At 72.2% G+C, this 23732-nt stretch carries 25 protein-coding genes; 14 read left to right on the forward strand and 11 right to left on the reverse strand.

Annotation, left to right across the window (positions count from 1 at the left end; genetic code table 11):
• Window positions 1-132 precede the first annotated feature (132 nt).
• The 4 genes from BLS99_RS16810 to BLS99_RS16825 all read right to left on the reverse strand — a co-directional run bounded on the left by BLS99_RS16810 (window position 133) and on the right by BLS99_RS16825 (window position 4890).
• Complete coding sequence (locus BLS99_RS16810; RefSeq protein ID WP_091052258.1) at window positions 133-1161, reverse strand: 2-oxoacid:ferredoxin oxidoreductase subunit beta; 1029 nt, start codon at window positions 1159-1161, stop codon at window positions 133-135.
• On the reverse strand, window positions 1154-2947 hold the full coding sequence (locus BLS99_RS16815) for a 2-oxoacid:acceptor oxidoreductase subunit alpha (RefSeq protein ID WP_342761285.1): 1794 nt from the start codon (window positions 2945-2947) through the stop codon (window positions 1154-1156). The genes BLS99_RS16810 and BLS99_RS16815 overlap by 8 nt, the downstream gene beginning before the upstream one ends.
• Window positions 2948-3364: 417 nt before the next feature.
• On the reverse strand, window positions 3365-4261 hold the full coding sequence (locus BLS99_RS26325) for a hypothetical protein (RefSeq protein ID WP_091052263.1): 897 nt from the start codon (window positions 4259-4261) through the stop codon (window positions 3365-3367).
• Complete coding sequence (locus BLS99_RS16825) at window positions 4258-4890, reverse strand: RNA polymerase sigma factor (RefSeq protein ID WP_218126546.1); 633 nt, start codon at window positions 4888-4890, stop codon at window positions 4258-4260. Before BLS99_RS16825 ends, BLS99_RS26325 begins: the two co-directional genes overlap by 4 nt.
• Window positions 4891-5359: 469 nt before the next feature.
• Between BLS99_RS16825 and BLS99_RS16830 the strand changes: the two genes are divergently transcribed.
• Genes BLS99_RS16830 through BLS99_RS16845 form a run of 4 tightly spaced genes read left to right on the forward strand, consistent with a single transcriptional unit; the run spans window position 5360 to window position 7800 of the window.
• Entirely contained in the window at window positions 5360-5728 is a 369-nt protein-coding gene (locus tag BLS99_RS16830; RefSeq protein WP_091052268.1) for an NADH-quinone oxidoreductase subunit A, read from the forward strand.
• Between the two features lie 41 nt (window positions 5729-5769).
• A complete protein-coding gene (locus BLS99_RS16835) occupies window positions 5770-6249 on the forward strand; it encodes an NADH-quinone oxidoreductase subunit B (RefSeq protein ID WP_176953419.1) in 480 nt (159 codons plus the stop codon).
• Window positions 6246-6857 carry an NADH-quinone oxidoreductase subunit C gene (locus BLS99_RS16840; RefSeq protein ID WP_245712282.1) on the forward strand — a complete coding sequence of 204 codons (612 nt, stop codon included), beginning with the start codon at window positions 6246-6248 and terminating at the stop codon, window positions 6855-6857. The genes BLS99_RS16835 and BLS99_RS16840 overlap by 4 nt, the downstream gene beginning before the upstream one ends.
• A complete protein-coding gene (locus BLS99_RS16845) occupies window positions 6847-7800 on the forward strand; it encodes a complex I subunit 1/NuoH family protein (RefSeq protein WP_091052270.1) in 954 nt (317 codons plus the stop codon). The genes BLS99_RS16840 and BLS99_RS16845 overlap by 11 nt, the downstream gene beginning before the upstream one ends.
• A 68-nt stretch (window positions 7801-7868) precedes the next feature.
• Here BLS99_RS16845 and BLS99_RS16850 read toward each other — a convergent pair whose 3' ends face one another.
• The 4 genes from BLS99_RS16850 to BLS99_RS16865 form a co-directional block, all read right to left on the reverse strand.
• A complete protein-coding gene (locus tag BLS99_RS16850) occupies window positions 7869-8306 on the reverse strand; it encodes a PIN domain-containing protein (RefSeq protein ID WP_091052273.1) in 438 nt (145 codons plus the stop codon).
• On the reverse strand, window positions 8303-8569 hold the full coding sequence (locus tag BLS99_RS16855; protein WP_143034842.1) for a ribbon-helix-helix protein, CopG family: 267 nt from the start codon (window positions 8567-8569) through the stop codon (window positions 8303-8305). The genes BLS99_RS16850 and BLS99_RS16855 overlap by 4 nt, the downstream gene beginning before the upstream one ends.
• A 99-nt stretch (window positions 8570-8668) precedes the next feature.
• Window positions 8669-8983, reverse strand: a complete 315-nt coding sequence (locus BLS99_RS16860) for an FmdB family zinc ribbon protein (protein ID WP_091052275.1) — start codon at window positions 8981-8983, stop codon at window positions 8669-8671.
• A gap of 128 nt (window positions 8984-9111) precedes the next feature.
• Window positions 9112-9723, reverse strand: coding sequence for a 5-formyltetrahydrofolate cyclo-ligase (locus tag BLS99_RS16865; protein WP_091052277.1), 612 nt, complete (start codon window positions 9721-9723; stop codon window positions 9112-9114).
• Between the two features lie 159 nt (window positions 9724-9882).
• On the opposite strand from BLS99_RS16865, the gene BLS99_RS16870 reads away from it, so the two are divergent.
• From BLS99_RS16870 to BLS99_RS16885, 4 genes are all read left to right on the forward strand, one after another.
• Window positions 9883-11829: a diguanylate cyclase gene (locus tag BLS99_RS16870; RefSeq protein ID WP_091052279.1), complete on the forward strand. Its 1947-nt coding sequence runs from the start codon at window positions 9883-9885 to the stop codon at window positions 11827-11829.
• A gap of 129 nt (window positions 11830-11958) precedes the next feature.
• Window positions 11959-12849: a UTP--glucose-1-phosphate uridylyltransferase gene (locus BLS99_RS16875; RefSeq protein WP_091052282.1), complete on the forward strand. Its 891-nt coding sequence runs from the start codon at window positions 11959-11961 to the stop codon at window positions 12847-12849.
• A gap of 57 nt (window positions 12850-12906) precedes the next feature.
• Window positions 12907-14142 (forward strand): molybdopterin molybdotransferase MoeA, encoded by a 1236-nt coding sequence (locus BLS99_RS16880; RefSeq protein WP_091052285.1) that lies wholly within the window; start codon window positions 12907-12909, stop codon window positions 14140-14142.
• Window positions 14143-14202: 60 nt separating this feature from the next.
• Window positions 14203-14841, forward strand: coding sequence for a GNAT family N-acetyltransferase (locus BLS99_RS16885; RefSeq protein WP_091052287.1), 639 nt, complete (start codon window positions 14203-14205; stop codon window positions 14839-14841).
• A 104-nt stretch (window positions 14842-14945) separates the two neighbouring features.
• On the opposite strand, the gene map is transcribed toward BLS99_RS16885, so the two are convergent.
• Window positions 14946-15713, reverse strand: coding sequence for a type I methionyl aminopeptidase (gene map, locus BLS99_RS16890; RefSeq protein ID WP_091052290.1), 768 nt, complete (start codon window positions 15711-15713; stop codon window positions 14946-14948).
• Between the two features lie 53 nt (window positions 15714-15766).
• Between map and BLS99_RS16895 the strand changes: the two genes are divergently transcribed.
• The 4 genes from BLS99_RS16895 to BLS99_RS16910 all read left to right on the forward strand — a co-directional run bounded on the left by BLS99_RS16895 (window position 15767) and on the right by BLS99_RS16910 (window position 18179).
• A complete protein-coding gene (locus BLS99_RS16895; RefSeq protein ID WP_091052292.1) occupies window positions 15767-16021 on the forward strand; it encodes a helix-turn-helix domain-containing protein in 255 nt (84 codons plus the stop codon).
• 87 nt (window positions 16022-16108) lie between these two features.
• Complete coding sequence (locus BLS99_RS16900) at window positions 16109-17242, forward strand: 5-(carboxyamino)imidazole ribonucleotide synthase (protein ID WP_091052296.1); 1134 nt, start codon at window positions 16109-16111, stop codon at window positions 17240-17242.
• Window positions 17242-17754, forward strand: coding sequence for a 5-(carboxyamino)imidazole ribonucleotide mutase (purE, locus tag BLS99_RS16905; RefSeq protein ID WP_091052298.1), 513 nt, complete (start codon window positions 17242-17244; stop codon window positions 17752-17754). The genes BLS99_RS16900 and purE overlap by 1 nt, the downstream gene beginning before the upstream one ends.
• Before the next feature lie 38 nt (window positions 17755-17792).
• The gene (locus BLS99_RS16910) at window positions 17793-18179 is read left to right on the forward strand and encodes a Rid family hydrolase (RefSeq protein ID WP_091052301.1); all 387 of its coding nucleotides are present in this window, start codon (window positions 17793-17795) and stop codon (window positions 18177-18179) included.
• Between the two features lie 58 nt (window positions 18180-18237).
• Here the strand turns inward: BLS99_RS16910 and BLS99_RS16915 are convergent, their stop codons facing one another.
• Complete coding sequence (locus BLS99_RS16915) at window positions 18238-19401, reverse strand: class I SAM-dependent methyltransferase (protein WP_091052304.1); 1164 nt, start codon at window positions 19399-19401, stop codon at window positions 18238-18240.
• Window positions 19402-19614: 213 nt separating this feature from the next.
• Here BLS99_RS16915 and groES point away from each other — a divergent pair, with 213 nt between their 5' ends.
• Together groES and groL are read left to right on the forward strand one after the other, a co-directional pair.
• The gene (groES, locus tag BLS99_RS16920; RefSeq protein WP_125247731.1) at window positions 19615-19914 is read left to right on the forward strand and encodes a co-chaperone GroES; all 300 of its coding nucleotides are present in this window, start codon (window positions 19615-19617) and stop codon (window positions 19912-19914) included.
• A 56-nt stretch (window positions 19915-19970) separates the two neighbouring features.
• Window positions 19971-21605, forward strand: coding sequence for a chaperonin GroEL (groL, locus tag BLS99_RS16925; RefSeq protein ID WP_091052309.1), 1635 nt, complete (start codon window positions 19971-19973; stop codon window positions 21603-21605).
• A gap of 309 nt (window positions 21606-21914) precedes the next feature.
• On the opposite strand, the gene BLS99_RS16930 is transcribed toward groL, so the two are convergent.
• Window positions 21915-23651: an ABC-ATPase domain-containing protein gene (locus BLS99_RS16930; RefSeq protein ID WP_091052312.1), complete on the reverse strand. Its 1737-nt coding sequence runs from the start codon at window positions 23649-23651 to the stop codon at window positions 21915-21917.
• Between the last annotated feature and the right edge of the window lie 81 nt (window positions 23652-23732).

The raw sequence follows: 23732 nt of genomic DNA on the forward strand, positions 1-23732 counted from the left end.
CTCACCCGGGCCCTCTCACCTGAGCCCTCCGATCTCGGCCCCCCGCCTGAACCGCGGACCACCCGCCCCGAACCCGATCCGAGCAGCAGAACGGCCGGGCCCGCCAGGGCCCGGCCGTTCGACGTCCGCGTGCTAGAGCACGGTCCAGGTGTCGCCGCCGTGGAGGAGGCGGTCGAGGGCCTCCTTGCGGTCGACGCCGGCCGCGGCCTCGTCGACCTGGGTGCGCACGTCCTTGTCGTACGTGGGCCGCTCGACCGAGCGGAACACGCCGATCGGGGTGTGGTCGAGCGCCACGCCCGAGAGGCGCGACAGCGCGAACGCGTACGCCGGGTCGTCCACGTCGGCCTTGTGCACCACGATCTCGGACTCGTCGACCGAGTCGGCGTCCACGACCTGGAGCCCGTAGCCCGACTGCACGACCGCCTTGTCGCCGAAGCGGATCGGCTCGCCGTGCCGGAGCCGGATCAGCGACTCGTCGCGGGTCTCGGGGTTCTTCAGGACCTCGAACGCGCCGTCGTTGAAGATCGGGCAGTTCTGGTAGATCTCGACGAACGCCGAGCCCTCGTGCTCGGCCGCCGCCCGCAGCACCTCGTGCAGGTGCGCGCGGTCGGAGTCGAGCGTGCGGGCCACGAACGTGGCCTCCGAGCCCAGCGCCAGCGACAGCGGGTTGAACGGCGCGTCGACCGAGCCCATCGGGCTCGACTTCGTCAGCGTCCCCGGCCCCGAGGTGGGGGAGTACTGGCCCTTGGTGAGCCCGTAGATCCGGTTGTTGAACAGCAGGATCTTCAGGTTCACGTTGCGGCGCAGCGCGTGGATGAGGTGGTTGCCGCCGATCGACAGCGCGTCGCCGTCGCCGGTCACGACCCACACCGACAGGTCCGGGCGCGAGACCGCCAGGCCCGTCGCGATCGCGGGCGCGCGGCCGTGGATCGAGTGGATGCCGTACGTGTTCAGGTAGTACGGGAACCGCGAGGAGCAGCCGATGCCGGACACGAACGCGATGTTCTCGCGCTGGAGGCCCAGCTCGGGCAGGAACGACTGGACCGCGGCCAGGATGGCGTAGTCGCCGCAGCCGGGGCACCAGCGCACCTCCTGGCTCGACTTGAAGTCCTTGGCCTTCAGCTTGGGCGCGTCGAGCTTCACGGGCAAGGTGTCAGCCATTCTTGATGACCTCCTCGAGGGCGTCTTCGAGTTCGTTGGAGGTGAACGGGAGGCCGCGCACCTTGTTGTAGCCGACCACGTCGGTGCCGGGGAAGTGGCCGCGCAGCAGCAGCGCGAGCTGGCCCAGGTTCATCTCGGGCACCACGACCTTGTCGTACTGCTCCAGCACGCGGGCAGTGTTGCGCGGCATCGGGTTCAGGTAGCGCAGGTGCGCTCGGGCGATCGAGACGCCCTTCTCGCGCAGGGCCCGCACGGCCGCCCCGATCGGCCCCCACGTGGAGCCCCAGCCGAGGACGAGCACGTTCGCGTCGCCCTGGGGGTCGTCGACCTCCAGGTCCGGGACCTCGACGCCGGCGATCTTGGCGGCGCGGGTGCGGACCATGTGGTCGTGGTTGATCGGGTCGTACGAGATGTCGCCGGTGCCGTCGGCCTTCTCGATGCCGCCGATGCGGTGCTGGAGGCCGGGCGTGCCCGGGACCGCCCACGGCCGCGCGAGCGTCTCGGGGTCGCGCTGGAACGGCAGGAAGATCTCCTCGCCCTTGGCGTCCACGGCGTTCATCTCGGTCGCGAACTCGACCGACAGGTCGGGGAGGTCGGCCATGTCCGGGAGCTTCCACGGCTCGGCGCCGTTGGCGATGTAGCCGTCCGAGAGGACCATGACCGGCGTCCGGTAGGTCAGCGCGATCCGCGCCGCCTCCAGCATGATGTCGAAGCAGTCCGAGGGCGACTGCGGCGCGAGGACCGCGATCGGGGCCTCGCCGTGGCGGCCGAACATGGCCATCACGAGGTCGGCCTGCTCGGTCTTGGTCGGCATGCCCGTCGAGGGCCCGGCGCGCTGGACGTCGACGACGACCAGCGGCAGCTCCAGGGACACCGCGAGCGAGATCGTCTCGGACTTGAGCGCGATGCCGGGGCCCGAGGAGGTGGTGACGGCGAGCGCCCCGCCCCACGCGGCGCCCAGGGCCGCGCCGGCCGCGGCGATCTCGTCCTCGGCCTGCACGGTGGTCACGCCGAAGCGCTTGTGCTTGGACAGCTCGTGGAGGATGTCGCTGGCCGGGGTGATCGGGTACGCGCCCAGGAACACCGGGAGGCCCGAGGCGACGCCGGAGGCGGTGATGCCCCACGCGAGCGCGGTGTTCCCGGTGATGTTCCGGTAGGTGCCCTTGGCGAGCTTCGCCGGCGGGATCTCGAACCGGACGGCGAACGCCTCGGCGGTCTCGCCGTAGTTCCACCCGGCTTTGAGCGCGGCGATGTTCGCCTCGGCGATGACGGGCTTGGACTTGAACTTGCCGCGCAGGAAGTCCTCGGTGGCCTCGGTGGGCCGGGAGTACATCCACGAGACGAGCCCGAGCGCGAACATGTTCTTCGAGCGCTCGGCGTCCTTCTTGGAGACCTCGTAGTCGGCGAGCGCGCCGATCGTGAGGCTCGCGAGGGCCACCGGGTGCACCTGGTAGTCGTCGAGGGAGCCGTCCTCGATCGGGTTGTCGTCGTAGCCGACCTTGGTGAGGTTGCGCTTGGTGAACTCGTCGGTGTTGACGACGATCGTCCCGCCGGACTTGAGGTCGCGCAGGTTGGCCTTGAGCGCGGCCGGGTTCATCGCGATGAGCACCTCGGGCTGGTCGCCCGGGGTGAGGATGTCGGTGTCCGCGAAGTGGATCTGGAAGCTGGACACGCCCGGCAGGGTCCCAGCGGGGGCCCGGATCTCGGCGGGGTAGTTCGGGAGGGTCGACAGGTCGTTGCCGAGCTTTGCGGTCTCCGCGGTGAAGCGGTCTCCCGTGAGCTGCATCCCGTCGCCGGAGTCCCCTGCGAAGCGGATGACGACCCGGTCCAGCTGCCGGACGGTATTCACCTAGTTCTCCTCTTGCGGGTTCGGGCGCGAAGGGCCTGCGGCGTCCTCGGTCGATGGCCGGCGGGCCGCGCCTCGGGGCGCGTCCTGCCGTGTCTTACTTGCGATGCTACGCGGGCGCGGCGCGGCGGTGCCAACCCCGCGCGGCGGGCGCGATGTAGGCGACACCACCAGGTGCGCAAGCTCTCACTGTATGGGACCGTTCGCTCGTTTCAGTGACCCAGACCTCTGGTTTCGGCTGTCCGAGGCCGCGTCCGGTGCCCGCGGAACGTCCCGGATGCTGGAAGCCGCGACACGCCGGGACCCGGCGGCGACCGCCTCGGGACCCGCCTCGAAGACCCTGCCTCAAGACCCGCGTCAGGACCCCGTGGAGCCCGTCGTCGCGCCGTCGGTCGTCGGAGTCTCGGCGGGCGAGGACGAGCTCTCGCCGGCGTCGGTCGGCTCGGCGGAGGCGCCCTCGTCGACGAGCGCGAACACCGCCGTCTCGGGGTTCCACGCGTACGCGGCGGTCCAGGACTCCCCGGTCGCCTCGTCGGTGCCCTCGACGGTGACCGCGCCGTCCTCGACGGCGGCCACGGCCGTGGGCGCGTGGGCGCCGTCGGGCTGCCACACCCACCCGAAGGACGCCAGGACGGGCTCGCCGTCCTCGTCCTCCCCGGCGGCGAACGCGGCGACGCCGGTCTGCTCGCCGCAGGTGAGCGCGAGGACCGTGTCGTTCTCCCCGTCGCCGTCCGCGTCGCCTTCGGCGGCGAACGCGATGACCCAGCCGGTGTCGCCGGTGATCTCCCAGGACTCGAAGTCGGCGTCCTGGAGGCCCGGCGCGCAGTCCTTCGCCCAGTCGCCCTCGAAGGGGCCCTCGATGAGGATCGCCTCGATGTCGTCGGCGGGCGGGGCGGGGGTGAACGTGGTGGCGGTGTCGTCGTCGTCCTCGTCGCGGGACGGGCTGCCGGGCAGGCCGGTCGGGCCGTCGTCGGACTCGGCGGCGGAGACGGGGCCGTTCTGGGACCCGGCCGTGTCGGGCTCGTCCTTGAGCGGGCCGAGGGTCTGCGCGACGGCGAAGCCGCCCGCGGTGACGGCGGTGCACGCGCCGACGACGGCGGCGAGCGACACGAGGCGGCGCCGGCGCAGTGCGGCCGGGCCGCGCATGATGAGGTCGTTGACCGGCGAGGGCGGGAACTGCGCGGCCGACTCCGCCTTCAGGCTCGCGAAGGCCGCCTTGACCGTCTCGTGCTCGCGATCGAGATCGGAACTCATGAACGGTCCTCCTTCACGGAAGCCCGGCGGGCGGCGGCGCGGGTCGCGCGGGCGGCGCCCGGGCGGCGGATGCGGATCGGCATGGTGTCGGGGTCGGCGGCCTTGGCCGCCTCGGCCTTCAGCGCGCTGGTCCTGATGACGGCGGTGTCGCCGGAGTCGTCGGTGAGCAGCGCGGCGAGCTCCTTGCGGCCGCGGTGCAGCCAGGACTTCACGGTGCCCTCGCGGGCGCCGGTCTCCTTCGCGATGGCGCTGATCGTCATGTCGGCCATGTAGTGCATGACCAGGGCCTGGCGGCGCTTGGCGGGGACCCGCTTGAGCGCGGCGACGAGCGCGACGTGGTCGGGGCTCGCGGCGGGGGCGGCCTCGGGGGCCTGCGACTTCTGGAGGAACTTGCGGGCCACCTGGTTGCGGCGGTGGCGGCTCGTGGCGAGGTTCCAGGCGACGCGGCGGACCCACGCGACCGGCTCCTCGTACCCGCCGACCTTGTCCCAGCGCTGCCACGCCCGCAGGAACGCCTCCTGGACGAGGTCCTGGGCTTCGGTGGCGTCGCCGAGATACGCGCACACCTGAGCGGCGAGCTCCGAGAAGTGGCTCTCGTAGAGGTCGGTGAACTCCGCCTCCGTTCGCACATCCGCTCCTGCGCAGGTAGGGGAAATTAGGGCATTCATCGGGCCCTGATACTCGTGCCCGGCGGCAACCATTGTCGCTTTCGCGCGGCCGGAGACACGAGGGGGGGTCGCCATGTCGACAATACTGTCAGCGACCCGATCGCGGGGTCCCCGAAGCGCGTCGTCCGCCCAGCCGTCGACGACCAGGGCGAATTCGGCCTCGACCGCGGCGGTGTCGCGGAGCGGCGGTGCGCTGGCAGCGGTCACGGGCGGTGACCCCCCTCCAAAGTGTCAGCTTCTCTTCGCGGGTGTACAGGTCCAACACGTGTGTGAGTGCCGCTCGGTTGCGGCCCGCGCGGCGGAGATCCGCGGCCTGCGGCCCGGGTGACCGGCCGTCCGCGCCCGCCGCCCCCGTCCGCCCCGCGGACGCGGACCGGAAACCCGCGCGCACGGGTATCGCGGAACCCCGTTGCGGCATTAGGGTGTCGATATGGACACCTCCGGTCTGGGCGATTACGCGACGTTCGGGGTGCTGCTGCTCGCCGGCTTCGCGTTCGTGGCGGCGGCGATGGCCGCCAACGCGGTGCTGCGCCCGAGCGCGCCGTCCGCGGCCAAGGGCGCGACGTACGAGTGCGGCGTGGACCCGGTCGGGAAGGACTGGGCGCAGGTCCAGATCCGCTACTACGTCTACGCGTTCCTGTTCGTGCTCTTCGCGGTCGAAGCCGTGTTCCTGTTCCCGTGGGCCGCGGTCTTCCGCGCGTTCGGGACGGCCGCCGCGGTCGAGATGGGCCTGTTCGTCGGCGTCCTGGCCCTCGGCCTCGCCTACGCCTGGCGCAAGGGGGTCCTGCGGTGGCGGTGAAGCTCCCGTTCCCGTCGCGGCCCGGCGGCGAGGGCGCCGGGATCGTCGGCGAGCCGATCCGGTTCGTCCTCAACTGGGGCCGGCGCTATTCGCTGTGGGTCTTCAACTTCGGGCTCGCGTGCTGCGCGATCGAGTTCATCGCCGCCTCGATGAGCCGCCACGACTTCATGCGTCTGGGGGTCATCCCGTTCGCGCACTCGCCGCGCCAGGCCGATCTCATGGTCGTCTCGGGCACGGTGACCGACAAGATGGCGCCCGCGATCAAGCGCCTCTACGACCAGATGCCCGAGCCGAAGTACGTCGTCTCCTTCGGCGCGTGCTCGAACTCCGGCGGCCCCTACTGGGACTCCTACTGCGTCACCAAGGGCGTGGACCAGATCATCCCGGTCAACGTCTACGTGCCCGGCTGCCCGCCCCGGCCCGAGGCCCTGCTGCACGGCATCGGCGAACTCCAGAAGCAGATCGCCGCCGCGCCCCTGCGCAAGCCCAGCCTTCGCCCGCTGCTGCGGAGGCCCCAGTGAGTGAGGAGCGGGAGGCCGACCCGCCATCCGATCCGCTGTCCGATCCGCCGTCCGAGTGGCACCGGTCCGTCCGCACCGCCCTCGGCGTCGCGGACACCGCCGCCGACGGCCCCCGCGCCGTCGCCGACGTGGCCCCCGACGACTGGTACGACGCGGTGCGCACCTGCCGCGACGTGCTCGGCTGCGACTTCTTCGACTGGCTCTCGGCCGTCGACGAGGGCCCCGAGGGCTTCCGGATCGTCGCCCACCTCTGGTCCGTCCCGGACCGCCGCGGCGTCCTCCTCCGCACCCTCCTCACCGACGCGGCCGTCGCTTCCGTGACCGGCCTCTACCCGGGCGCGGACTGGCACGAGCGCGAGACCCACGAGATGTTCGGCATCGCATTCCCCGGCCACCCCGGGCTCCGGCCGCTCCTGCTCGCCCCCGAGTTCGAGGGCCACCCGCTCCGCAAGGACTTCGTCCTCGCCTCCCGCGTCGTCAAGCCCTGGCCCGGCGCGAAGGAGCCCGGCGAGGGCCGGCACGCCGACGGCAAGGCCCCCGCCCGCAAGCGCGCCCCCAAGCGCCCGCCCGGCGTGCCCGAGGACTGGATGGACCCCGATGCTGCTTGAGATCGCCGTCAAGGTCGCGGCCGTCCTCGCCGCGTTCCTGGTCCTGCCCCTGGTCGTGGGCCAGACCGAGCACAAGCTCATGGCGCACATGCAGGGCCGCCTCGGCCCCATGCACGCCGGGGGCTTCCACGGCTGGGCCCAGCTCATCGCCGACGGCGTCAAGTTCGCGCAGAAGGAGGACCTGGTCCCCGACGCGGCCGACAAGCCCGTCTTCAAGCTCGCGCCCGCCGTCGCGCTCCTGCCCTACCTCCTGGTGGTCCTCTTCATCCCGCTCGGGCCCGGCGACCTCGTCGGCTCCGCGCTCGACATGGGCCTGTTCGTGGTGGTCGCGCTCGTCGGCGTCGGGGTCCTCGCGGTCCTCATGGCCGGCTGGTCCTCCGCGAACAAGTACACGCTCGTGGGCGCCCTGCGCGGCGCCGCCCAGCTCATGGCCTACGAGCTGCCACTGGTCCTCGCCGCCGCCTCGGTCGCCGTCGCCGCCGGGACCCTGAGCCTCCCCGCGATCGTCGAGGCGTGGAACCTCTGGTGGCTGCTGTGGCAGGCGCCCGCGGCGCTGGTGTTCTTCACCGCCGGGCTCGCCGAGATCCGCCGCCCCCCGTTCGACGCGCCCGTCGCCGACTCCGAACTCGTCTTCGGCTACCTCACCGAGTACGCCGGGCTCCGGTTCGCGCTGCTGCTCCTCGCCGAGTACGTCGGCATCGTCGTGGTCTCGGCGCTCACCGTCGTCCTCTTCCTCGGCGGCTGGAAGGGCCCCGGGCCCGAGGCGCTCGGCTGGCTGTGGACGCTCTTGAAGACCGGCGCGCTCGCCGCGGTCGTCATCTGGCTCCGCGTCGCCTGGCCCCGCCTGCGCGTCGACCAGATCCAGGCCCTGTGCTGGAAGGGCCTCGTCCCGATCGCGCTCGCGCAGCTGGTCCTCACCACCGCGGTCGCCCTGGCCCTCTGAGTCTCGGCACGCCGAACGCCGGCGCCCCGAAGGGCACCGGCGTACAGGCGAGTCGGCCGCCCTCCGGCCTACAGGTCGTCGGGCAGCAGCCGGAACGCCTTGAACTGCGCCAGCGGCGTGATGGCCCGGAAGTCGCGGCGGTCGAGCGTCAGGATGGCGTCGGTCTCGTACTCGGCCGCGATGACGACGTTCACCGCATCGGTCAAGTCGAGGTCCAGGTCGCGGTACTGCCTCCGGATGTCCTGGGCGAGGCCGAGCATTCGCGAGGTGATGAGCGGCATCTCGGCGCGGCGGTCGTCCAGCCGGGCCCTGAGGTCGTCGATCGCGTGCATCGCCTCGGGCCGACCGAACTCGCGGGTGGCCAGGTGGTCGAACTCCGAGAGCAGCAGCGGCGAGACCACCAGGTGGCCCGCCTGCCGAAGCGCTTCCCTGGAACCGGGGCCCGCCGGATCGTCGGCGCTCCGCGCCGCGATGAGCCCCGAGGTGTCGGCGACGACGACGATCAACGCTCGTCCCTCATCTGCCGGTACTTCTCGTACTGCTCGTCCCAGACCGCCTTCTTGGCTTCACGGGGGGTCTCGTCGCGCGGGGTCAACCGCTTCGAGGTCCTGGTGAAGAACGGCTCCTCCCAGATCCGGCTGGACATCGCCGCGCGGTGGATCGCGTTGCGGATGATCTCCGCCTCGGAGACGCCGTACCGCTTCGCGGCTTCCTTGATGATGGCGAGGTCTTCCTCGTCCGCGTAGACCATGGTGCGCTTCTTAGCCATGTGCATATGATACCACCGGCATACGTGAGAAAACCTCACTCACGGGGTACGGGAAAGCCGGCCCCCGCGAGGCGGGGACCGGCTGAAGCATTCCGGTGTCTACGCGGCCTTGGCGGCGTCCGACTTCGCCGCGGTCTTCGACTCGCTCTTGGCGGGCTTGGACTCGGACTTCGACTCGCTCTTCTTCGGGCCGTTCTTCGACCCGTTCGAGCCGAGCGACGAGGAGTCGGTGGAACGGGAGTCGGTGCGGTAGAAGCCGCTGCCCTTGAAGGTCACGCCGACGTTGCCGAACACCTTGCGGAGCGCGCCCTTGGCCGCGCAGCTCGGGCAGTCCGTCAACCGCGCTTCGGAGAACGACTGGTGTTTGTCGAACTCGTACCCGCACTCCTTGCAGCGGTATTCGTAGACAGGCACGTCCAACCTCCAGGACTTGACACGGGACCCGACCGACATTAGCAGTCAACGCACGCGACTGCTAATTCCATCCACCGCGGGCGTGAGGCGTGAGCCACGAGACCCCGCGCACGTGCCGCCGAGGCGCGCTACCGCAGCGACACGAACCCCTTCGACGGCGTGATGACGCCGGTCACCGGGCGGTCGTGCGGCTCGGCCGGGACCTCGACCCCGAACTCGCCGTCGCGCAGGATCGCCACCACCGGCACCTCCGGTCCGACCCGCGCCAGCGCCCGGTCGTACGACCCGCCGCCGCGGCCCAGCCGCATCCCGTCATGTGAGACGGCGAGGCCCGGGACGACCACCGCCGCGGCGTCCTCGATCCGCGGCGCCTCCGGCAGCGCGTCCGCGCCGGCCTTCCGCACCACACCACTGGCCGTGCCGTCCTGCGCCGCCCCGTCCCCGTCCGTCCCCTCGGCCGCGAGTCGCTCCCACGCCAGGTCCCGGTCCGGGAGCAGCACGGGCAGGATCACCCGGTAGACCACGGCGAGCCGCTCGGGCAGCTCCGGCTCCAGCGTCGCGCCCGGTTCGGCCCCGAACGGGCGGTACGCCGCCACGGTCGCGCCCTCGTCCACGGCCTCGATCAGGAAGTCCCGCAAGGACTTCCACACCGCCACGTCCGCCGCCGCGCGGGCCGCCCCGGGCATCGCCGTGCGCGCCCCGAGCAGCGCCCGCCGCGCCGCCTGCTTGCTCTCGAGCATCAGAAATCCCTCCGTAGGCGATCCTCCCCTGAAAGGATTCCCCCGAACAGGCGATTGCAGTCGTTCTTTCGGTCGGACTGCCGGAAAACCACCTGCCGTGTCGTGTCCGGTCGGTAGCTCTAGGTAGTCTTCTAAGGGAGTGAACTTGAGGGGGCTTCGGTGTCGCTGCGCTCACGGCTCACCACGGCGTTCCTCGTCGTCGTGCTCGGGCCGGTCCTGGTGGGGGCCGTCTTCGTCGCTGCCGTCATGTCCCACCTGGCGGACTCCCGCGGGGAGGCGCTGGCGAGCTCGGCGGTGACGACGGTCGACTCGACCCTCGGCACGATCTGCGAGCGCATCCAGGCGTCGGCCGCGGTCGTGGCGCTGAGCCACAGCAGCGGCGGGAACGCCGACGCGGTCGACATGGCGCAGCTCGTCGTGGACCGCAAGGTCGTCGACGGGGTGGTCTTCACCGGTCTCGAGGACGCCGGCGACACCGCGACCCCCGACGTCGGCGCGGAGGCGCCCGACGGCGCGTGGGTCGACTGCGGCGAGGCCGCCGCCTACGCCGGCTCCGGCCCGATCGTGGCCCTCGGCGCCCAGGCCGAGGTCCAGAACACCGACGGCACCACCTCGGTCTTCTCCGCGTTCCGGGTCGTGGACCGGGGCTTCCTCGACCGCATCGCGAACGTCGCCGACGCCGACCTGGTCCTCCTCGACGGCCGCGCCGACCCGCTCCAGGTCGGCGACGTGGACGCGGGCCGCTGGGACGCGACGAACGCGTTCCTGCCGCTGAACATCGGCACCGTCGCCACCAACGTCACCCCCATGTACTGGACGCTCGCCGCGATGGTCGCCGTCTCCGCGCTGTGCGCCATGGGCCTCGCGGCCTGGCTCGCCCGCTCCACGACCCGGCCCCTCCACGAGCTCTCCGCCGCCGCCGAGCGCGTCTCCGAAGGCGACCTCGACGTGCGCGTGCCCGTCCACGGCCGCGACGAGGTCGCGCACCTCGCGCTCGCGTTCAACCGCATGACCGCCCAGACCCAGGCGTACGTCAACGCCCTGACCGCCTCCCGCGACCAGATGCGCGGCCAGCTCGGGCGTCTCGGCCAGACCCTCACCGCCACGCTCGACCTCGACCGCATCCTGGAGGTCATCCTCGACACCGCGATGGTCACCGCCGGGGCCGAGGCGGGCGTCATCATGCTCGTCGACGTGGACGACGCCGACCAGCTCCGCCAGCGCGCCGGCGAGGGCGACCTCGGCATCGAGCAGCCCGCGACCATCCGGCTCGGGGAGGGCATCGTCGGCTCGATCGCCGCGAGCGGCGCCCCCGCGCACGGCCGCATCGTCGACGGCGTCTTCGCCGGGCGCCGCCGCACCGGCACCGAACCGGACGCGCGCACGATCGTCGCCGTGCCCTTCGAGGGCCGCGCGCCCGCCGAGTCCGACGAGGCCGGCCCCCCGCGCACCGAGTCGGGCGTCCTCGGGGTCCTCGTCCTCTACAACCGGATCGCCGGGGACGACTTCGAGCCGGGCGACGTCGACACGCTCCGCACCTTCGCCGGGCAGGCGTCGGTCGCGGTCGAGAACGTGCTGCTGCACCGCCAGGCCCAGCGCCTGAGCCTCACCGACCCGCTCACGGGCCTGTGGAACTACCGGTTCATGCAGACCTCGCTGCGCCGCGAGGCCGAGCGGTCGCGCCGCTACCAGCGGCCCTCGGCGCTCCTGGCGATCGACCTCGACCGCTTCAAGACGGTGAACGACACGTACGGGCACCCGGTCGGCGACCAGGTCCTCATCGAGCTCGCGCGGCGCATCACCGGCCAGATCCGCGAGGTCGACCTCGCGTTCCGCCACGGCGGCGAGGAGTTCATGGTGCTGCTGCCGGAGACCGACGCCGCGGGGGCCTCGGCGGTGGCCGAACGGCTCGGCCGCTCGGTCGCGGCGCGACCGTTCAAAGTGAACGACACCTCCGGCGGACGCGAACTGCGCGTGACCGTCTCGATCGGCGTGGCCGTGCTCGGCGAGCACGCCGACACCGCGAACGACGTCCTCGCCGCCGCCGACGAGGCGCTCTACGCGGCCAAAGCCGCAGGCAGGGACACCTGGCGCGTGGCGGTCTGAGGCGGATCCCCGGTGGCGCGGGGCCGCTCCGGGGGCCGGTCCGCGCCCGATCGGGGAACTTGAACGTTCACGTTCTGTTCTCCAGGGTGGCCGAGACCTGACGCTGCGTGCCCACGATACCCTCGCCATATGTCTGATTCCGCGCCTCGCGCCACGAAAGCCGTCATTCCCGTGGCCGGCAACGCCACCCGCTTCCTGCCGGTGACCAAGGCCGTTCCGAAGGAACTCCTCCCCATCGTCGACAAGCCCGTCCTCCAGTACATCGTGGAGGAGGCCGCCGCCGCCGGGCTCGACGACGTCACCCTCGTCACCGCGCGCGGCAAGGGCCCCATCGTCGACTACTTCGACATCCGCCCCGACCTCGAGGACGCGCTCGCCGAGAAGGGCAAGGACGACCTCATCGACGTCGTCAAGGCCCCCGAGCGCATCGCCGAGATCCACACCATCCGCCAGGGCCGCCCCAAGGGCCTGGGCCACGCGGTGGGCCGCGCCGCCGCCCACGTCGGCGACGAGCCCTTCGCCGTGCTCCTCGGCGACGAGTTCTACGAGATCGACGACAAGCTCCTGCCGCGCATGATCGACCTCCAGGCCGAGACCGGCGGCATCGTCCTGGCGCTCATCGAGGTCCCCGAGGAGGAGGTCTCCCGGTACGGCGTCGCCTCGGTCGAGCCCGGCGACGCGCCCGACACCGTCACCGTCACCGGACTGGTCGAGAAGCCCGCCCGCGAGGACGCGCCGTCGAACCTCATCCTCATCGGACGCTACGTCCTGCCCGGTTCGATCTTCCCCGTCCTGGAGGACACCAAGCCCGGCAGCGGCGGCGAGATCCAACTCACCGACGCCATGGACGCCATGCGCGCCAACGGAACCCCTGTCCACGCCGTCATCCTCCGGGGCCGCCGCTACGACACCGGGCAGCCCGTCGAGTACCTCCAGACCCTCGTCGAGCTCGCCACCCAACGCGACGACTTGCCCGGCTTCAACGCCTGGCTGCGCGAATTCAGTGCGACACTGGACTGACTGCACCGCCGCCAGGCGGCGCAGGTGAGCAACTGACCGACGGGGGGATGAGGAGCGATGGGGACCGGCGACGCGACGCCACTGGCCGACTTCCTGTCGAAGGCGCTGGCGCTCGTCCGACCCCTGCCCCCGGTCGACATCGACATGACCCAGTCGACCGGGTCGGTCCTCGCCGAGAACGCGGTCAACCCCGGACCGCTGCCCGCCTTCGACTACGCCGCCATCGACGGCTACGCCTGCAACGCCGACGACATCGCCGGCGCCAGCCCCGAGCGGGGCGTGGGCCTCAAGGTCCTCGGCGACCTCGCCGCCTCCTCGTGGCGGCCCGTCCGGCTCGTCACCGGCACCTGCTTCTCCGTCGCCGCCGGGGCCGCGCTCCCGGTCGGCGCCGACATCGTCGTGCCGCTCGCGTGGACCGACGAGGGCATGGCCACCGTGGACGTCCGCCAGGTGCCCCGCCGCGGGCACGGCGTGCGCCGCATGGGCTCCGAGCGCTCCGCGGGCGAGATCCTCGCCCACGAGGGCCGCCGCGTCACGCCCCAGCTCGTGGGGCTCCTCGCCGCCGCCGGCATCGCCGACGTCGTCGTGCGCCCGACCCCGCGCGTCGTCGTCATCGCCACCGGCGACGAGCTCGTCGACACCGGCCGGCCCTCCCAGCCCGGCCAGCTCATCGACGTCAACTCCCACCTCGTCACCGCCGCCGCCTCCGAGGCGGGCGCCCACGCCTACCGCGTCGGCATCTGCGACGACGAGCCCGACGCGCTCCGCACCGTCCTCGACGACCAGATCCTCCGCGCCGACCTCGTCATCACCACCGGCGGCACCGGCACCGGCCCCGGCGACATGGTCCGGCGCACCTTCTCCCGGGACGGCGCCGTCGACTTCTCGCCGATCGCCGTGTACCTGTGCGAGACCATGGGCTTCGGCACCATCGGCCCCGAAGAGGTCCCGGTCGTGTGCCTCCCCGGCGACCCCGTCGCGGCCACCATCGCGTTCGAGGTGATCGCCCGCCCGCTCATCCAGCGGCTCGCGGGGGCCGAACCGGTTTTCCGGCCCAGCGTGCGCGCCAACCTGACCGAGCCCGTATCCTCACCGAGCGGACTCCGGGAATTCCGCCCCGTCCGCGTCGCCGAGCGCCGCGGCGGCGGCTACACCGTCGCCCCACTCGGCTCGAGCTCCTACACGCTCTCCGGACTCGCCGAGGCCACCGGCCTGATGACGATCGGCGAGAACGCGACCCGGGTGCCCGCCGGGTCCACGGTGGACGTGCTCCTGCTCGACAGGAACCGATGAACGAACTGGAACCGGACGGCCCCCGATGACCGTCCCACTACCGCAGTTGGACCGAGACCGATGACCCTTTCGAACCCCGGATGGCCGGTGCACCTCGATCACGACGAGGTCAGCGTCCGGCCCTTCCGCCGCTCCGACGCCAACCGCTGGTCCGAACTGCGCCGCGCCAACGAAGCCTGGCTCGCCCCATGGGAGCCCGGCACCGGCACCACCTGGCACGAGGCCCACTCGCCCGCGGCCTTCCGCGCCATGCTCCGCGGCCTCAAGCGCTCCGTCAAGGACGGCACCAGCTGGCCCCTCGCCGTCTGCTGGGACGGGAGGCTCGTCGGCGGCCTCACCGTCGGCAACATCGTCCGGCGCGCCTTCGGCTCCGCGTACGCCGGCTACTGGATCGACCGCGGCCACGCCGGCCGCAACATCACCGCGACCGCGCTCGCGCTCGTCGTGGACCACGCCCTCACCGTGGGCCGCCTGCACCGCATCGAGGTCAACATCCGGCCCGAGAACGGCCCCTCGAACCGGGTCGCCGAGAAGCTCGGCCTGCGCCGCGAGGGCCTGCACAAGCGCTACCTGTACATCGACGGCGACTGGCGCGACCACTACGGGTACGCCGTCACCGCCGAGGAGGTCGTCGCCGAGCGCATGGTCGACCGCATGGAGCGCCTCAAGCGCGCCGAGGCCGAGCGCCCGGCGTCCTGAGGCCACGCGCCTGGTCCTCCCCCTGAACCGGGCGCCCGGGCGGCCCGAACGCGTTCGCCCCGGCCCTTCTCGCCGCGCGCCGTACTTCTGAGCGTGCCCGGGCGCTAGTCCCGCGCCGTCAGGACGATCGGCCCGTCCTCGGTGATCGCCACGGTGTGCTCCATGTGCGCGCCGCGGGAGCCGTCGGCGCTGCGCAGGGTCCAGCCGTCGGGGTCGTAGACGATCTCGTCGGTGGTCTGGAGGAACCACGGCTCGATCGCGATGACCAGGCCCGGCTTCAGCTTCATGCCCCGGCCCGGGCGGCCGTCGTTGGGGACGTGCGGGTCGCCGTGCATGGTCCGGCCCACGCCGTGCCCGCCGAACTGGGTGTTCACGCTCAGGCCGTCGCCGCGCGCGACCGTCGCGATCGCGTGCCCGATGTCCCCGAGCTTGCTCCCGGTGCGCGCCGCGCCGATCCCCGCCTCCAGCGCGCGCGTCGTGGTGTCGATGAGCCGCAGGTCCTCCTCCTTCGCGGTGCCCACGACGACCGACAGCGCCGAGTCCGCCACCCAGCCGTCGACCTCGGCCGCGAAGTCGAAGCTCACCAGGTCCCCGTCCTGCAGCTTGTAGTCGTAGGGCAGGCCGTGCAGGACCGCGTCGTTCACGGAGGTGCACAGGACCTTCCCGAACGGGCTGCCGCCGAACGAGGGGTGGTAGTCGACGTAGCAGGAGACCGCCCCGGCCTCCTTGATCCGGCGGGCCACGAGGTCGTCGAAGTCCAGCAGGTTCATGCCGACCTCGGCCACGCGTTCGAGCTCGGAGAGGGTCGCGGCCACGAAGCGGCCCGCGGGGCGCATCGCCTCGATCTCGGCGGGGGAGTACAGCTCGATCATGGTCGGCCTCTCATGCAGTTCCGGTATTTGTATACCGGTACTATAATACCGGTATGATCCGACCGCCGCTGAGGCCCGACGAGCACGACCGGGGCCGCGCGCTCGGCCGCGCGCTGCGCACCGCCCGCGGCCCGCGCAGCCTCCTGGACGTCGCCGCCGAAGCCGGCATCTCCCCGGAGACGCTGCGCAAGATCGAGACCGGCCGCATCGCCACACCGGCGTTCTTCACCATCATGGCCCTCTGCGGCGTCCTCGGCGTGGCCCCCGACCAACTCCTCGACACCGCCGAACATCCCATCACCGGCTGACACCACCTGTCCACGGGGCCAAGGGCGCAGGTCACGCCGGAATCGCGCCTCCGACCTCCCGGCCGGGCACCGCGTTAGGCTCTCGCCGTGGATGCCGCGACCCAACTCCCGACCGTGGGCATGATCGGCGCCGGCCAGCTGGCCCGCATGACCCATCAAGCCGCCATCGCCCTCGGCCAGAGCCTCAAGGTGCTCGCCGCCGACCCGGCCGAGAGCGCCGCCGCGGTCGCCACCGCGACCGTGCTCGGCGACTACCGCGACGTCGAAGACCTCCGCGGCTTCGCCAAGGGCTGCACCGTGGTCACCTTCGACCACGAGCACGTCCCCCAGGACGCCCTCCGCGCCCTCGTCGCCGAAGGCGTCGACGTCCAGCCCCGGCCCGAAGCCCTCCTGTACGCGCAGGACAAGCACGCCATGCGCACCCGCCTCACCGCGCTCGGCCTCCCGCAGCCGCGCTGGGCGAGCGTCGACTCCATCGCCGACGTCGAGGCGTTCGGCCTCCCCTGCGTCCTCAAGGCCGCCACCGGCGGATACGACGGCAAGGGCGTGTGGATGTGCGACACCCCCGCCGACGCCGAAGCGGTCCTCGCCTCCGGCCTGCGCCTCATCGCCGAGGAGCGCATGGCCCTCCAGCGCGAACTCGCCATCCAGATCGCCCGCTCCCCGAGCGGCGAGACCGCCGCCTACCCCGTGGTCGAGACCGTCCAGACCGGCGGCATCTGCACCGAGGTCATCGCACCCGCCCCCCACCTCGACCCCGACACCGCCGCCGAGGCGACGCGCATCGCCGCCGCGGTCGCCACCGAACTCGGCGTCGTCGGCATGCTCGCCGTCGAACTCTTCCAGACCTCCCACGGCCTCTTCGTCAACGAACTCGCGATGCGCGCCCACAACTCCGGGCACTGGACCATCGAGGGCGCCGAGACCAGCCAGTTCGAGCAGCACCTGCGGGCCGTCCTCGACTACCCGCTCGGCTCCACCGCGACCGCCGCGCCCTACACCGTCATGGCGAACGTCCTCGGCGGCGAACCCGGCGGGCCCCGCCTCGACGAGCGCCTCCAGCACCTCCTCGCCGAGGACCCCGCCGCGCACGTCCACCTCTACGGCAAGGCGGTCCGGCCCGGCCGCAAGATCGGGCACGTCACCGTCCGCGGCGACGACCCCGCGCTCCTGCGGCACCGCGCCCTGCGGGCCGCCAAATGGCTCCAGGAAGGCGAGTAATGGCAGACCAGCAGCCGCGCGTCGGCGTCATCATGGGGTCGGACTCCGACTGGCCCGTCATGGAGGCCGCGACCGCCGCCCTCGCCGAGTTCGGCGTCCCCCACGAGGTCCGCGTGATCTCCGCCCACCGCACCCCGCAGGGCATGATCGACTACGCCGGCGCCGCCGCCTCCCGCGGCCTCCAGGCGATCATCGCCGGCGCGGGCGGCGCCGCCCACCTGCCCGGCATGGTCGCCTCCGCGACGCCCCTGCCCGTCATCGGCGTCCCCGTGCCCCTCAAGTACCTCGACGGCATGGACTCGCTCATGTCCATCGTCCAGATGCCCGCCGGGATCCCCGTCGCCACCGTCTCGATCGCCGGGGCCAGGAACGCCGGGCTCCTCGCCGTCCGCATCCTCGGCGCCGCCGACGAGGCCCTGCGCGACAGGATGACCGCCTACCAGGGCGACCTCGAACGCATGGTCGCCGACAAGGACGCGAACCTCCGCGAGCGGATCGCCCGCCCCGAATAGCGCTTGCGCCGCACCGGCACCCGACCTAGCCTCGGCGCATGAGCGAACTCCACCCGACCGGCGGCTACGACCACGTGACCATCGTCGAGCCCGGCCGCCTCGCCTTCCTCGCCGGGCAGTGCCCGGTCGACGCCCAGGAACGCGTCGTCGGCGTCGGCGACCTCGACGCCCAGATCGAGCGGACCGCCGCCAACTGCCTCGCGGCGCTGGCCGCCGCGGGGGCGCGCCCCGAAGACGTCGTGCGGTCCGTGGTCTACGTGGTGAGCGGCGAGAGCCGCGTCGTCGGCGGCGCCTGGCACCGCCTCGCCGAACACCCCGAACTCGGCCCGGCCTTCAAGGCCGCCAGCACCGTCACCGGCGTCACCGCCCTCGGCTACCAGGACCAGCTCATCGAGGTCGACCTCACCGCCAAGCTGCCCGAGTGACCCCGCGAGCGATGAGCCGCCGGGCGTCCCGCAGCACCGGCCCGCCGTTCGCGACCGCTTAGACCTCGGAGCAGAGGATCGCCGCGTGGGCCTCGCCTATGCGGGTCGCCACGAGCGTGGCCTCGCCGTCGCCCTTGAGCTTGAGCTGCTTTCGCAGGGCCGCCGGGTCGATGCCGGTGCCGCGCTGCTTGATCGTGAGGCGGCCGATGCCGCGTTCGGCCAGGAGCGCCTTGAGCTTCTTGGGGTGCAGGGGCCAGACCTCCTCCACCTTCCAGGCCCGCGCGAACGGCGTCGCGGTCAGGTCGTCGGCGTAGAGGTACGCGATCTGCCCGCTCGCGGTGTGCGCGCCGAGGCCGGCGGCGAGTTCGGCCACCAGGCCCGCCCGGATCACCGCGCCGTCCGGTTCGTAGAGGTACGCCGCCACCGCCCCGACCTCGGCCCGCTCCTCGCCGCTGCCGGTCAGCTCGTGCCACTCGCCCGCCTTGCACACGCTCGCGCGGCGCTTCACCCGCGCGGCCTCCCCGAGCCACAGGCACGCCTCGACCACGTCCCGGTCCACCGAGACCCACTCGGCCTCGGCGCCCGCCGGAATCCACTCGTGGCCGATCCCCGGCCCGAGTTTCACCGCCGCGAACCGCGCCCCCGACAGGTGCTCCAGGAGCGCGTCGAGGGGCGGGGAGTAGTCCGCCGGGTTGAAGTTCCTGCCCGCACCCGAGCGCCGGGCCGGGTCGGCGAACGCCGCACCTGACAACGGGGTCCCCAGGGCGTCGCCCACCCGGACCTCGACGCGCAGGCCCGCCGCCGCCGCGTTCGCTCTGGCGAACGCCGCGGTCTCCTCGCTCAGGTCCACCGCCGCGACCTCGAGGCCCGCCTCCGCGAACGCCAGGGCCTCGGTCCCGAGCCCGCAGCACAGGTCCGTGACATGAGTCGACGCGGCCGCGAACCGGGCCGCGCGGCGCACCGCGACGGGCCACCGCGTGGCCTGCTCCAGGCCCGCCCGCGTGAAGTACAGCCGGTCCGCCCGCTCGCCGAACTTGGCCCGGGCGTGCCCGCGGAGGTCCGCGAGGGTCAGCGCCGCGGCCGCGAGGTCGGGGTCGACGCCCGCCTTGCGGAGCGTCAGCGGGGCGCGGTCGCCGTCGGCCGCGAGGGCCCGCGCGGCGCGCTCCTGGAGGTCCGGGTCGGCGGTGAGGGCTTCGAGCAGGCTGGTTCGCACGCGGTCCATGGTATGACCTCCGAGACCCGCTGTTGACGTCCCCACCTGCACGAACTAACCTCTGCCTTAGCACTCGCAGGGCGAGATTGCTAAGCGCTATGATCGCCTTGGCACTCTCTCCGCGAGAGTGCCAGCCACGGGCCGGTGCCTCGGCACCCGCGACGACGAGACCCGCGCTGTCGTGGCGGACATCCGTAGTGAACACGCGTTTGGAGAATCCAAGTGAGCAAGGCTGCCATCAAGCCGCTGGGCGACCGCATCGTGGTCCAGGCGAACGAGGCCGAGACCACCACCGCCTCTGGCCTGGTCATCCCGGACACCGCCAAGGAGAAGCCCCAGGAGGGCACCGTTCTGGCCGTCGGCCCGGGCGCCTTCGACGACAAGGGCAACCGCCTCCCGATCGACGTGAAGGTCGGCGACGTGGTCATCTACTCCAAGTACGGCGGCACCGAGGTCAAGTACGCCGGCGAGGAGTACCTCGTCCTGTCCTCGCGCGACGTCCTCGCGGTCGTCGAGCAGTAGACGCGTCCAGGGCCCTCCCACGGAGGGCCCGTTCGCGTTCCTAGGAAAGGGAACCAATGCCGAAGATTCTCAACTTCGCCGAGGACGCGCGGCAGAACCTGCTGCACGGCATCGACCACCTCGCCGACACCGTCAAGGTCACGCTCGGCCCGAAGGGCCGCAACGTGGTCCTCCAGCGCTCGTTCGGCGCGCCGCTCATCACCAACGACGGCGTGACCATCGCCAAGGAGATCGAGCTCGCCGACCCCTACGCCAACCTGGGCGCGCAGCTGGTCAAGGAGGTCGCGACCAAGACGAACGACGTCGCGGGCGACGGCACCACCACCGCGACCGTGCTGGCCCAGAAGATGAGCCGCGCGGGCATCAAGGCGGTCACGGCCGGGTCCAACCCGATCGCGATCCGCAAGGGCATCGAGGCCGCGGCGAACGCCGTGTCCGACGAGCTGCTGCGCCAGGCCATCGAGATCTCCGACCACGAGCACATCGCGCAGGTCGCGGCGGTCTCGGCGCAGGACCCGGAGATCGGCGAGCTCATCGCGAAGGCGATGGACGCGGTCGGCGCCGAGGGCGTCATCTCGGTCGAGGACGGCTCCACGCTGGAGACCGTGCTCGAGGTCACCGAGGGCATGCAGTTCGACAAGGGCTTCATCTCCCCGAACTTCATCACCGACCAGGACTCGCGCACCACGGTCTTCGAGGACCCGTACATCCTCATCACCAACGCCAAGATCGGCTCGATCGAAGAGCTGCTCCCGGTGCTGGAGAAGGTCGTCGAGACCTCGAAGCCGCTCCTCATCATCGCCGAGGACGTCGAGGGCCAGGCCCTCGCGACCCTGACGGTGAACGCCCTGCGCGGCACCCTGCGCGTGTGCGCCGTCAAGGCCCCGGCCTTCGGCGACCGCCGCAAGGCCGTCCTGGGCGACATCGCGACCCTCACGGGCGCCGAGGTCGTCTCCTCGGAGATCGGCCTGGAGCTCAAGGCCGCGGACCTGTCGCACCTGGGCCGGGCTCGCCGCGTCACCGTCTCCAAGGACGCCACCACGATCGTGGACGGCGGCGGCGAGAAGGACGAGGTCGACGCCCGCATCGCGCAGATCAAGCAGCAGGCGAGCACCACCGAGTCCTCCTGGGACCGCGAGAAGCTGGAGGAGCGCCTCGCGAAGCTCTCCGGCGGCGTCGCCGTCATCCAGGTCGGCGCGGCCACCGAGGTCGAGCTCAAGGAGCGCAAGCACCGCATCGAGGACGCGGTCAACGCGACCAAGGCCGCGGTGGAGGAGGGCATCGTCGCCGGCGGCGGCGCCGCCCTGGTCCACGCGATCGCCGTCCTGGAGAAGATCGAGCTCGACGACCCGGAGGCCCGCGTGGGCCTGAAGATCGTCGAGGCGTCGCTCTCCGAGCCGCTGCGCCGCATCGCCCTGAATGCGGGCGAGTCGGGCGACGTGGTCGTCAACAACGTCGCCGGCAAGGGCTGGCGCGAGGGCTGGAACGCCGCCACCGACGTCTACGAGGACCTGGTCTCGGCCGGCATCCTCGACCCGGTGAAGGTCACCCGCAACGCGCTGCTGAACGCCGCCTCGATCGTGGGCCTCGCGCTCACCACCGAGGTGACGATCGTCGACAAGCCCGAGGAGGAGGAAGAGGCCGGCCACGGCCACTCCCACTCCCACGGCGGCCACGGGCACTCCCACTAGTCCCGGGACCCCCTGAGCGGCAAGCGACCGCGCTCCCTCCGGGGAGCGGACACGAAGGGCCGCCGACGGTGTCGGCGGCCCTTCGGCGTCCCCGCCGGCGGCACCGCCGCGGGCGGGAACCGCAAGTGTCAACATCCCGACAGTTGGTCGCGCAGCTGTCGGGAAACCGATAGAGTTCAAGTGCCTTCGCGGCCTTTGGGGATCGGAGCCGCGAAGGCACTTTTATGCCCTGGTTTCAGACGGGACGCCACCCGTTCCGGCCACCACCCGGTGATCGCTCGTCCCGGTGCCTGCCGCCCCGTCCACGGATCACTCCCCGTCCCGCCGCACCCGCAGCTCCCGCATCCGGTTGAGCGCCGCGGCCACCTCGAACCTCCTGGGGACCGCGAAGTCGGCGTCCCTGATCCGCAGCAGCTCCGCCTCGCCCCCGGCCTCCATCGCGGCGTCGAAGCGGTCCAGCGCCTCCGCCACGGTCGCGGTCCCGTCGATCCACCCGCGCCGCACCGCGGCCTCCAGGGCGAGCCCGATGCCGGCGGTCATCGACGGGTCGGTGATCTGCTCCACGGCCCGCACGTCGATCTCGGACTCCCCGAACCGCAGCCCGTCGGTGCCGCCCGCGCGGATCTTCTGCTTCCCGCGCGACTCCGAGGACACCGACCGCGCGTCGACCACGCGCGCCCGCGGCATCCGGAACCCCTCGGCCTCCACTCTCCGCCCGGTCGGCTTGGCCGCCAGCGCCTTCGCGCGCTCGGTCACGTCCTCGGGGACGTACGCGTCCATGAGGACCACCCGGTCGGCGACGTCCATGTAGTCGCCCGAGCCGCCCATGACGAGCACCACCGCGACCCCGTGGTCGTCGGCCATCGACCGCACCACGTCGACCAGCGGCGTGAGCGGTTCGCGGTCCTTCGCGACCAGCTCCTGCATCCGCGCGTCGCGGATCATCAGGTTCGTGGCGGCGGTGTCCTCGTCGATGAGCAGCACCCGCGCGCCCGCTTCGAGCGACTCGACAACGGCCGCGGCCTGCGAGGTCGAGCCCGAGGCGTTCTCGGTGGAGAAGTGCCGCGTGTCGTCGCCCGAAGGCAGGTGGTCGACGAACGCGTGCACGTCGACGCCCGTGACGGCCCGGCCGTCCTCGGCGCGGACCTTCACCGCGGTGCGGTCGGCGACGACGAGGTCGCGCCCGTCGCCGGGCACGTGGTCCCACACCCCGGACTCCAAGGCCCGCAGCAGGGTCGACTTGCCGTGGAAGCCGCCGCCGACGATGAGCGTGACCCCCGGGCCGATCCCCATGCCGCGCACGGTCCCCGCGTGCGGCAGCTCGACCTCGACCGCGAGCGGGTCGGGGGAGCGGAACGCCACCCCGGACTCCATCGGCCGATCGTCCACACCGGACCTCCGCGCGAGCATCGCCCCGTCGGCGACGAACGCCACGAGGCCCTGCTCCGCGACCCGCTCCCGCAGGGCCGCAACGTCGTCGGCGTGCCGGATCCAGGTCCCGGCCTCCTCCTCGGCCACCGCGAGCGCGTCGTCGGCGGTGTCCGGCAGGTCCTCGCACAGCAGCCGCGCGGCCTGGCGCCCGGCGATGCGCCGCCCGTGCCCGGGCAGCTGCGCGCCGAGCCGGAAGACGACCGAGCCGTCCCCGCCGACCTCGCACGAGGCCCGGCGCAGGATCTCCTGGCCGCCCGCGTCGATCCGCAGGTCCCTTGTCGGGCAGGACTTCCTGAACCGCTTCGCGAGGAGCACCGCGATCGCGCGGCGCCGCTCGGGGGTGGCGTACCACTCGGGCAGGAGGTCCGCCGCCTCGGCGTCGAACCGGAGCTCCACCCGGCTCGGCGGCGCGAACGGATCCGACTGCACCTTCGAAATGTCGAGAATCGCCGGGCCTGTCCACCATTTGCCACGCAAGGATTTATATCGGCCGTAACTCGTACCTTCCAGGGCCGTTAGTTCGTTAGACAGGTCATGGCGAGGTGGATGCGAACGATGATCACCAAAATCGCGGGACTCGGCCCGGTGCTGTCGTCCGCCTCTTCGCTGTGTCATGCCCCCAGTTTCCCATCAGGGTCGAGGTCTTCGCGTCAGCGAACCCGAACACCATGCGTCCACGCCTCTTCCCGGAAACCT

It is taken from the genome of Glycomyces sambucus (assembly GCF_900102815.1).
Taxonomy (GTDB): domain Bacteria; phylum Actinomycetota; class Actinomycetes; order Mycobacteriales; family Micromonosporaceae; genus Glycomyces; species Glycomyces sambucus.

Excerpts from the sequence above, each read along its gene's own strand:
- BLS99_RS16855 (WP_143034842.1), bottom strand. The coding sequence starts at position 8,569 with ATGGCTAAGAAGCGCACCATGGTCTACGCGGACGAGGAAGACCTCGCC.
- groL (WP_091052309.1), top strand. The coding sequence starts at position 19,971 with ATGCCGAAGATTCTCAACTTCGCCGAGGACGCGCGGCAGAACCTGCTG.
- BLS99_RS16895 (WP_091052292.1), top strand. The coding sequence starts at position 15,767 with ATGATCCGACCGCCGCTGAGGCCCGACGAGCACGACCGGGGCCGCGCG.
- BLS99_RS16880 (WP_091052285.1), top strand. The coding sequence starts at position 12,907 with ATGGGGACCGGCGACGCGACGCCACTGGCCGACTTCCTGTCGAAGGCG.
- BLS99_RS16875 (WP_091052282.1), top strand. The coding sequence starts at position 11,959 with ATGTCTGATTCCGCGCCTCGCGCCACGAAAGCCGTCATTCCCGTGGCC.
- BLS99_RS16865 (WP_091052277.1), bottom strand. The coding sequence starts at position 9,723 with ATGCTCGAGAGCAAGCAGGCGGCGCGGCGGGCGCTGCTCGGGGCGCGC.
- BLS99_RS16845 (WP_091052270.1), top strand. The coding sequence starts at position 6,847 with ATGCTGCTTGAGATCGCCGTCAAGGTCGCGGCCGTCCTCGCCGCGTTC.
- BLS99_RS16830 (WP_091052268.1), top strand. The coding sequence starts at position 5,360 with ATGGACACCTCCGGTCTGGGCGATTACGCGACGTTCGGGGTGCTGCTG.
- BLS99_RS16910 (WP_091052301.1), top strand. The coding sequence starts at position 17,793 with ATGAGCGAACTCCACCCGACCGGCGGCTACGACCACGTGACCATCGTC.
- BLS99_RS16810 (WP_091052258.1), bottom strand. The coding sequence starts at position 1,161 with ATGGCTGACACCTTGCCCGTGAAGCTCGACGCGCCCAAGCTGAAGGCC.
- map (WP_091052290.1), bottom strand. The coding sequence starts at position 15,713 with ATGATCGAGCTGTACTCCCCCGCCGAGATCGAGGCGATGCGCCCCGCG.
- BLS99_RS26325 (WP_091052263.1), bottom strand. The coding sequence starts at position 4,261 with ATGAGTTCCGATCTCGATCGCGAGCACGAGACGGTCAAGGCGGCCTTC.
- BLS99_RS16930 (WP_091052312.1), bottom strand. The coding sequence starts at position 23,651 with ATGACACAGCGAAGAGGCGGACGACAGCACCGGGCCGAGTCCCGCGAT.
- BLS99_RS16915 (WP_091052304.1), bottom strand. The coding sequence starts at position 19,401 with ATGGACCGCGTGCGAACCAGCCTGCTCGAAGCCCTCACCGCCGACCCG.
- purE (WP_091052298.1), top strand. The coding sequence starts at position 17,242 with ATGGCAGACCAGCAGCCGCGCGTCGGCGTCATCATGGGGTCGGACTCC.
- BLS99_RS16885 (WP_091052287.1), top strand. The coding sequence starts at position 14,203 with ATGACCCTTTCGAACCCCGGATGGCCGGTGCACCTCGATCACGACGAG.
- BLS99_RS16815 (WP_342761285.1), bottom strand. The coding sequence starts at position 2,947 with ATGCAGCTCACGGGAGACCGCTTCACCGCGGAGACCGCAAAGCTCGGC.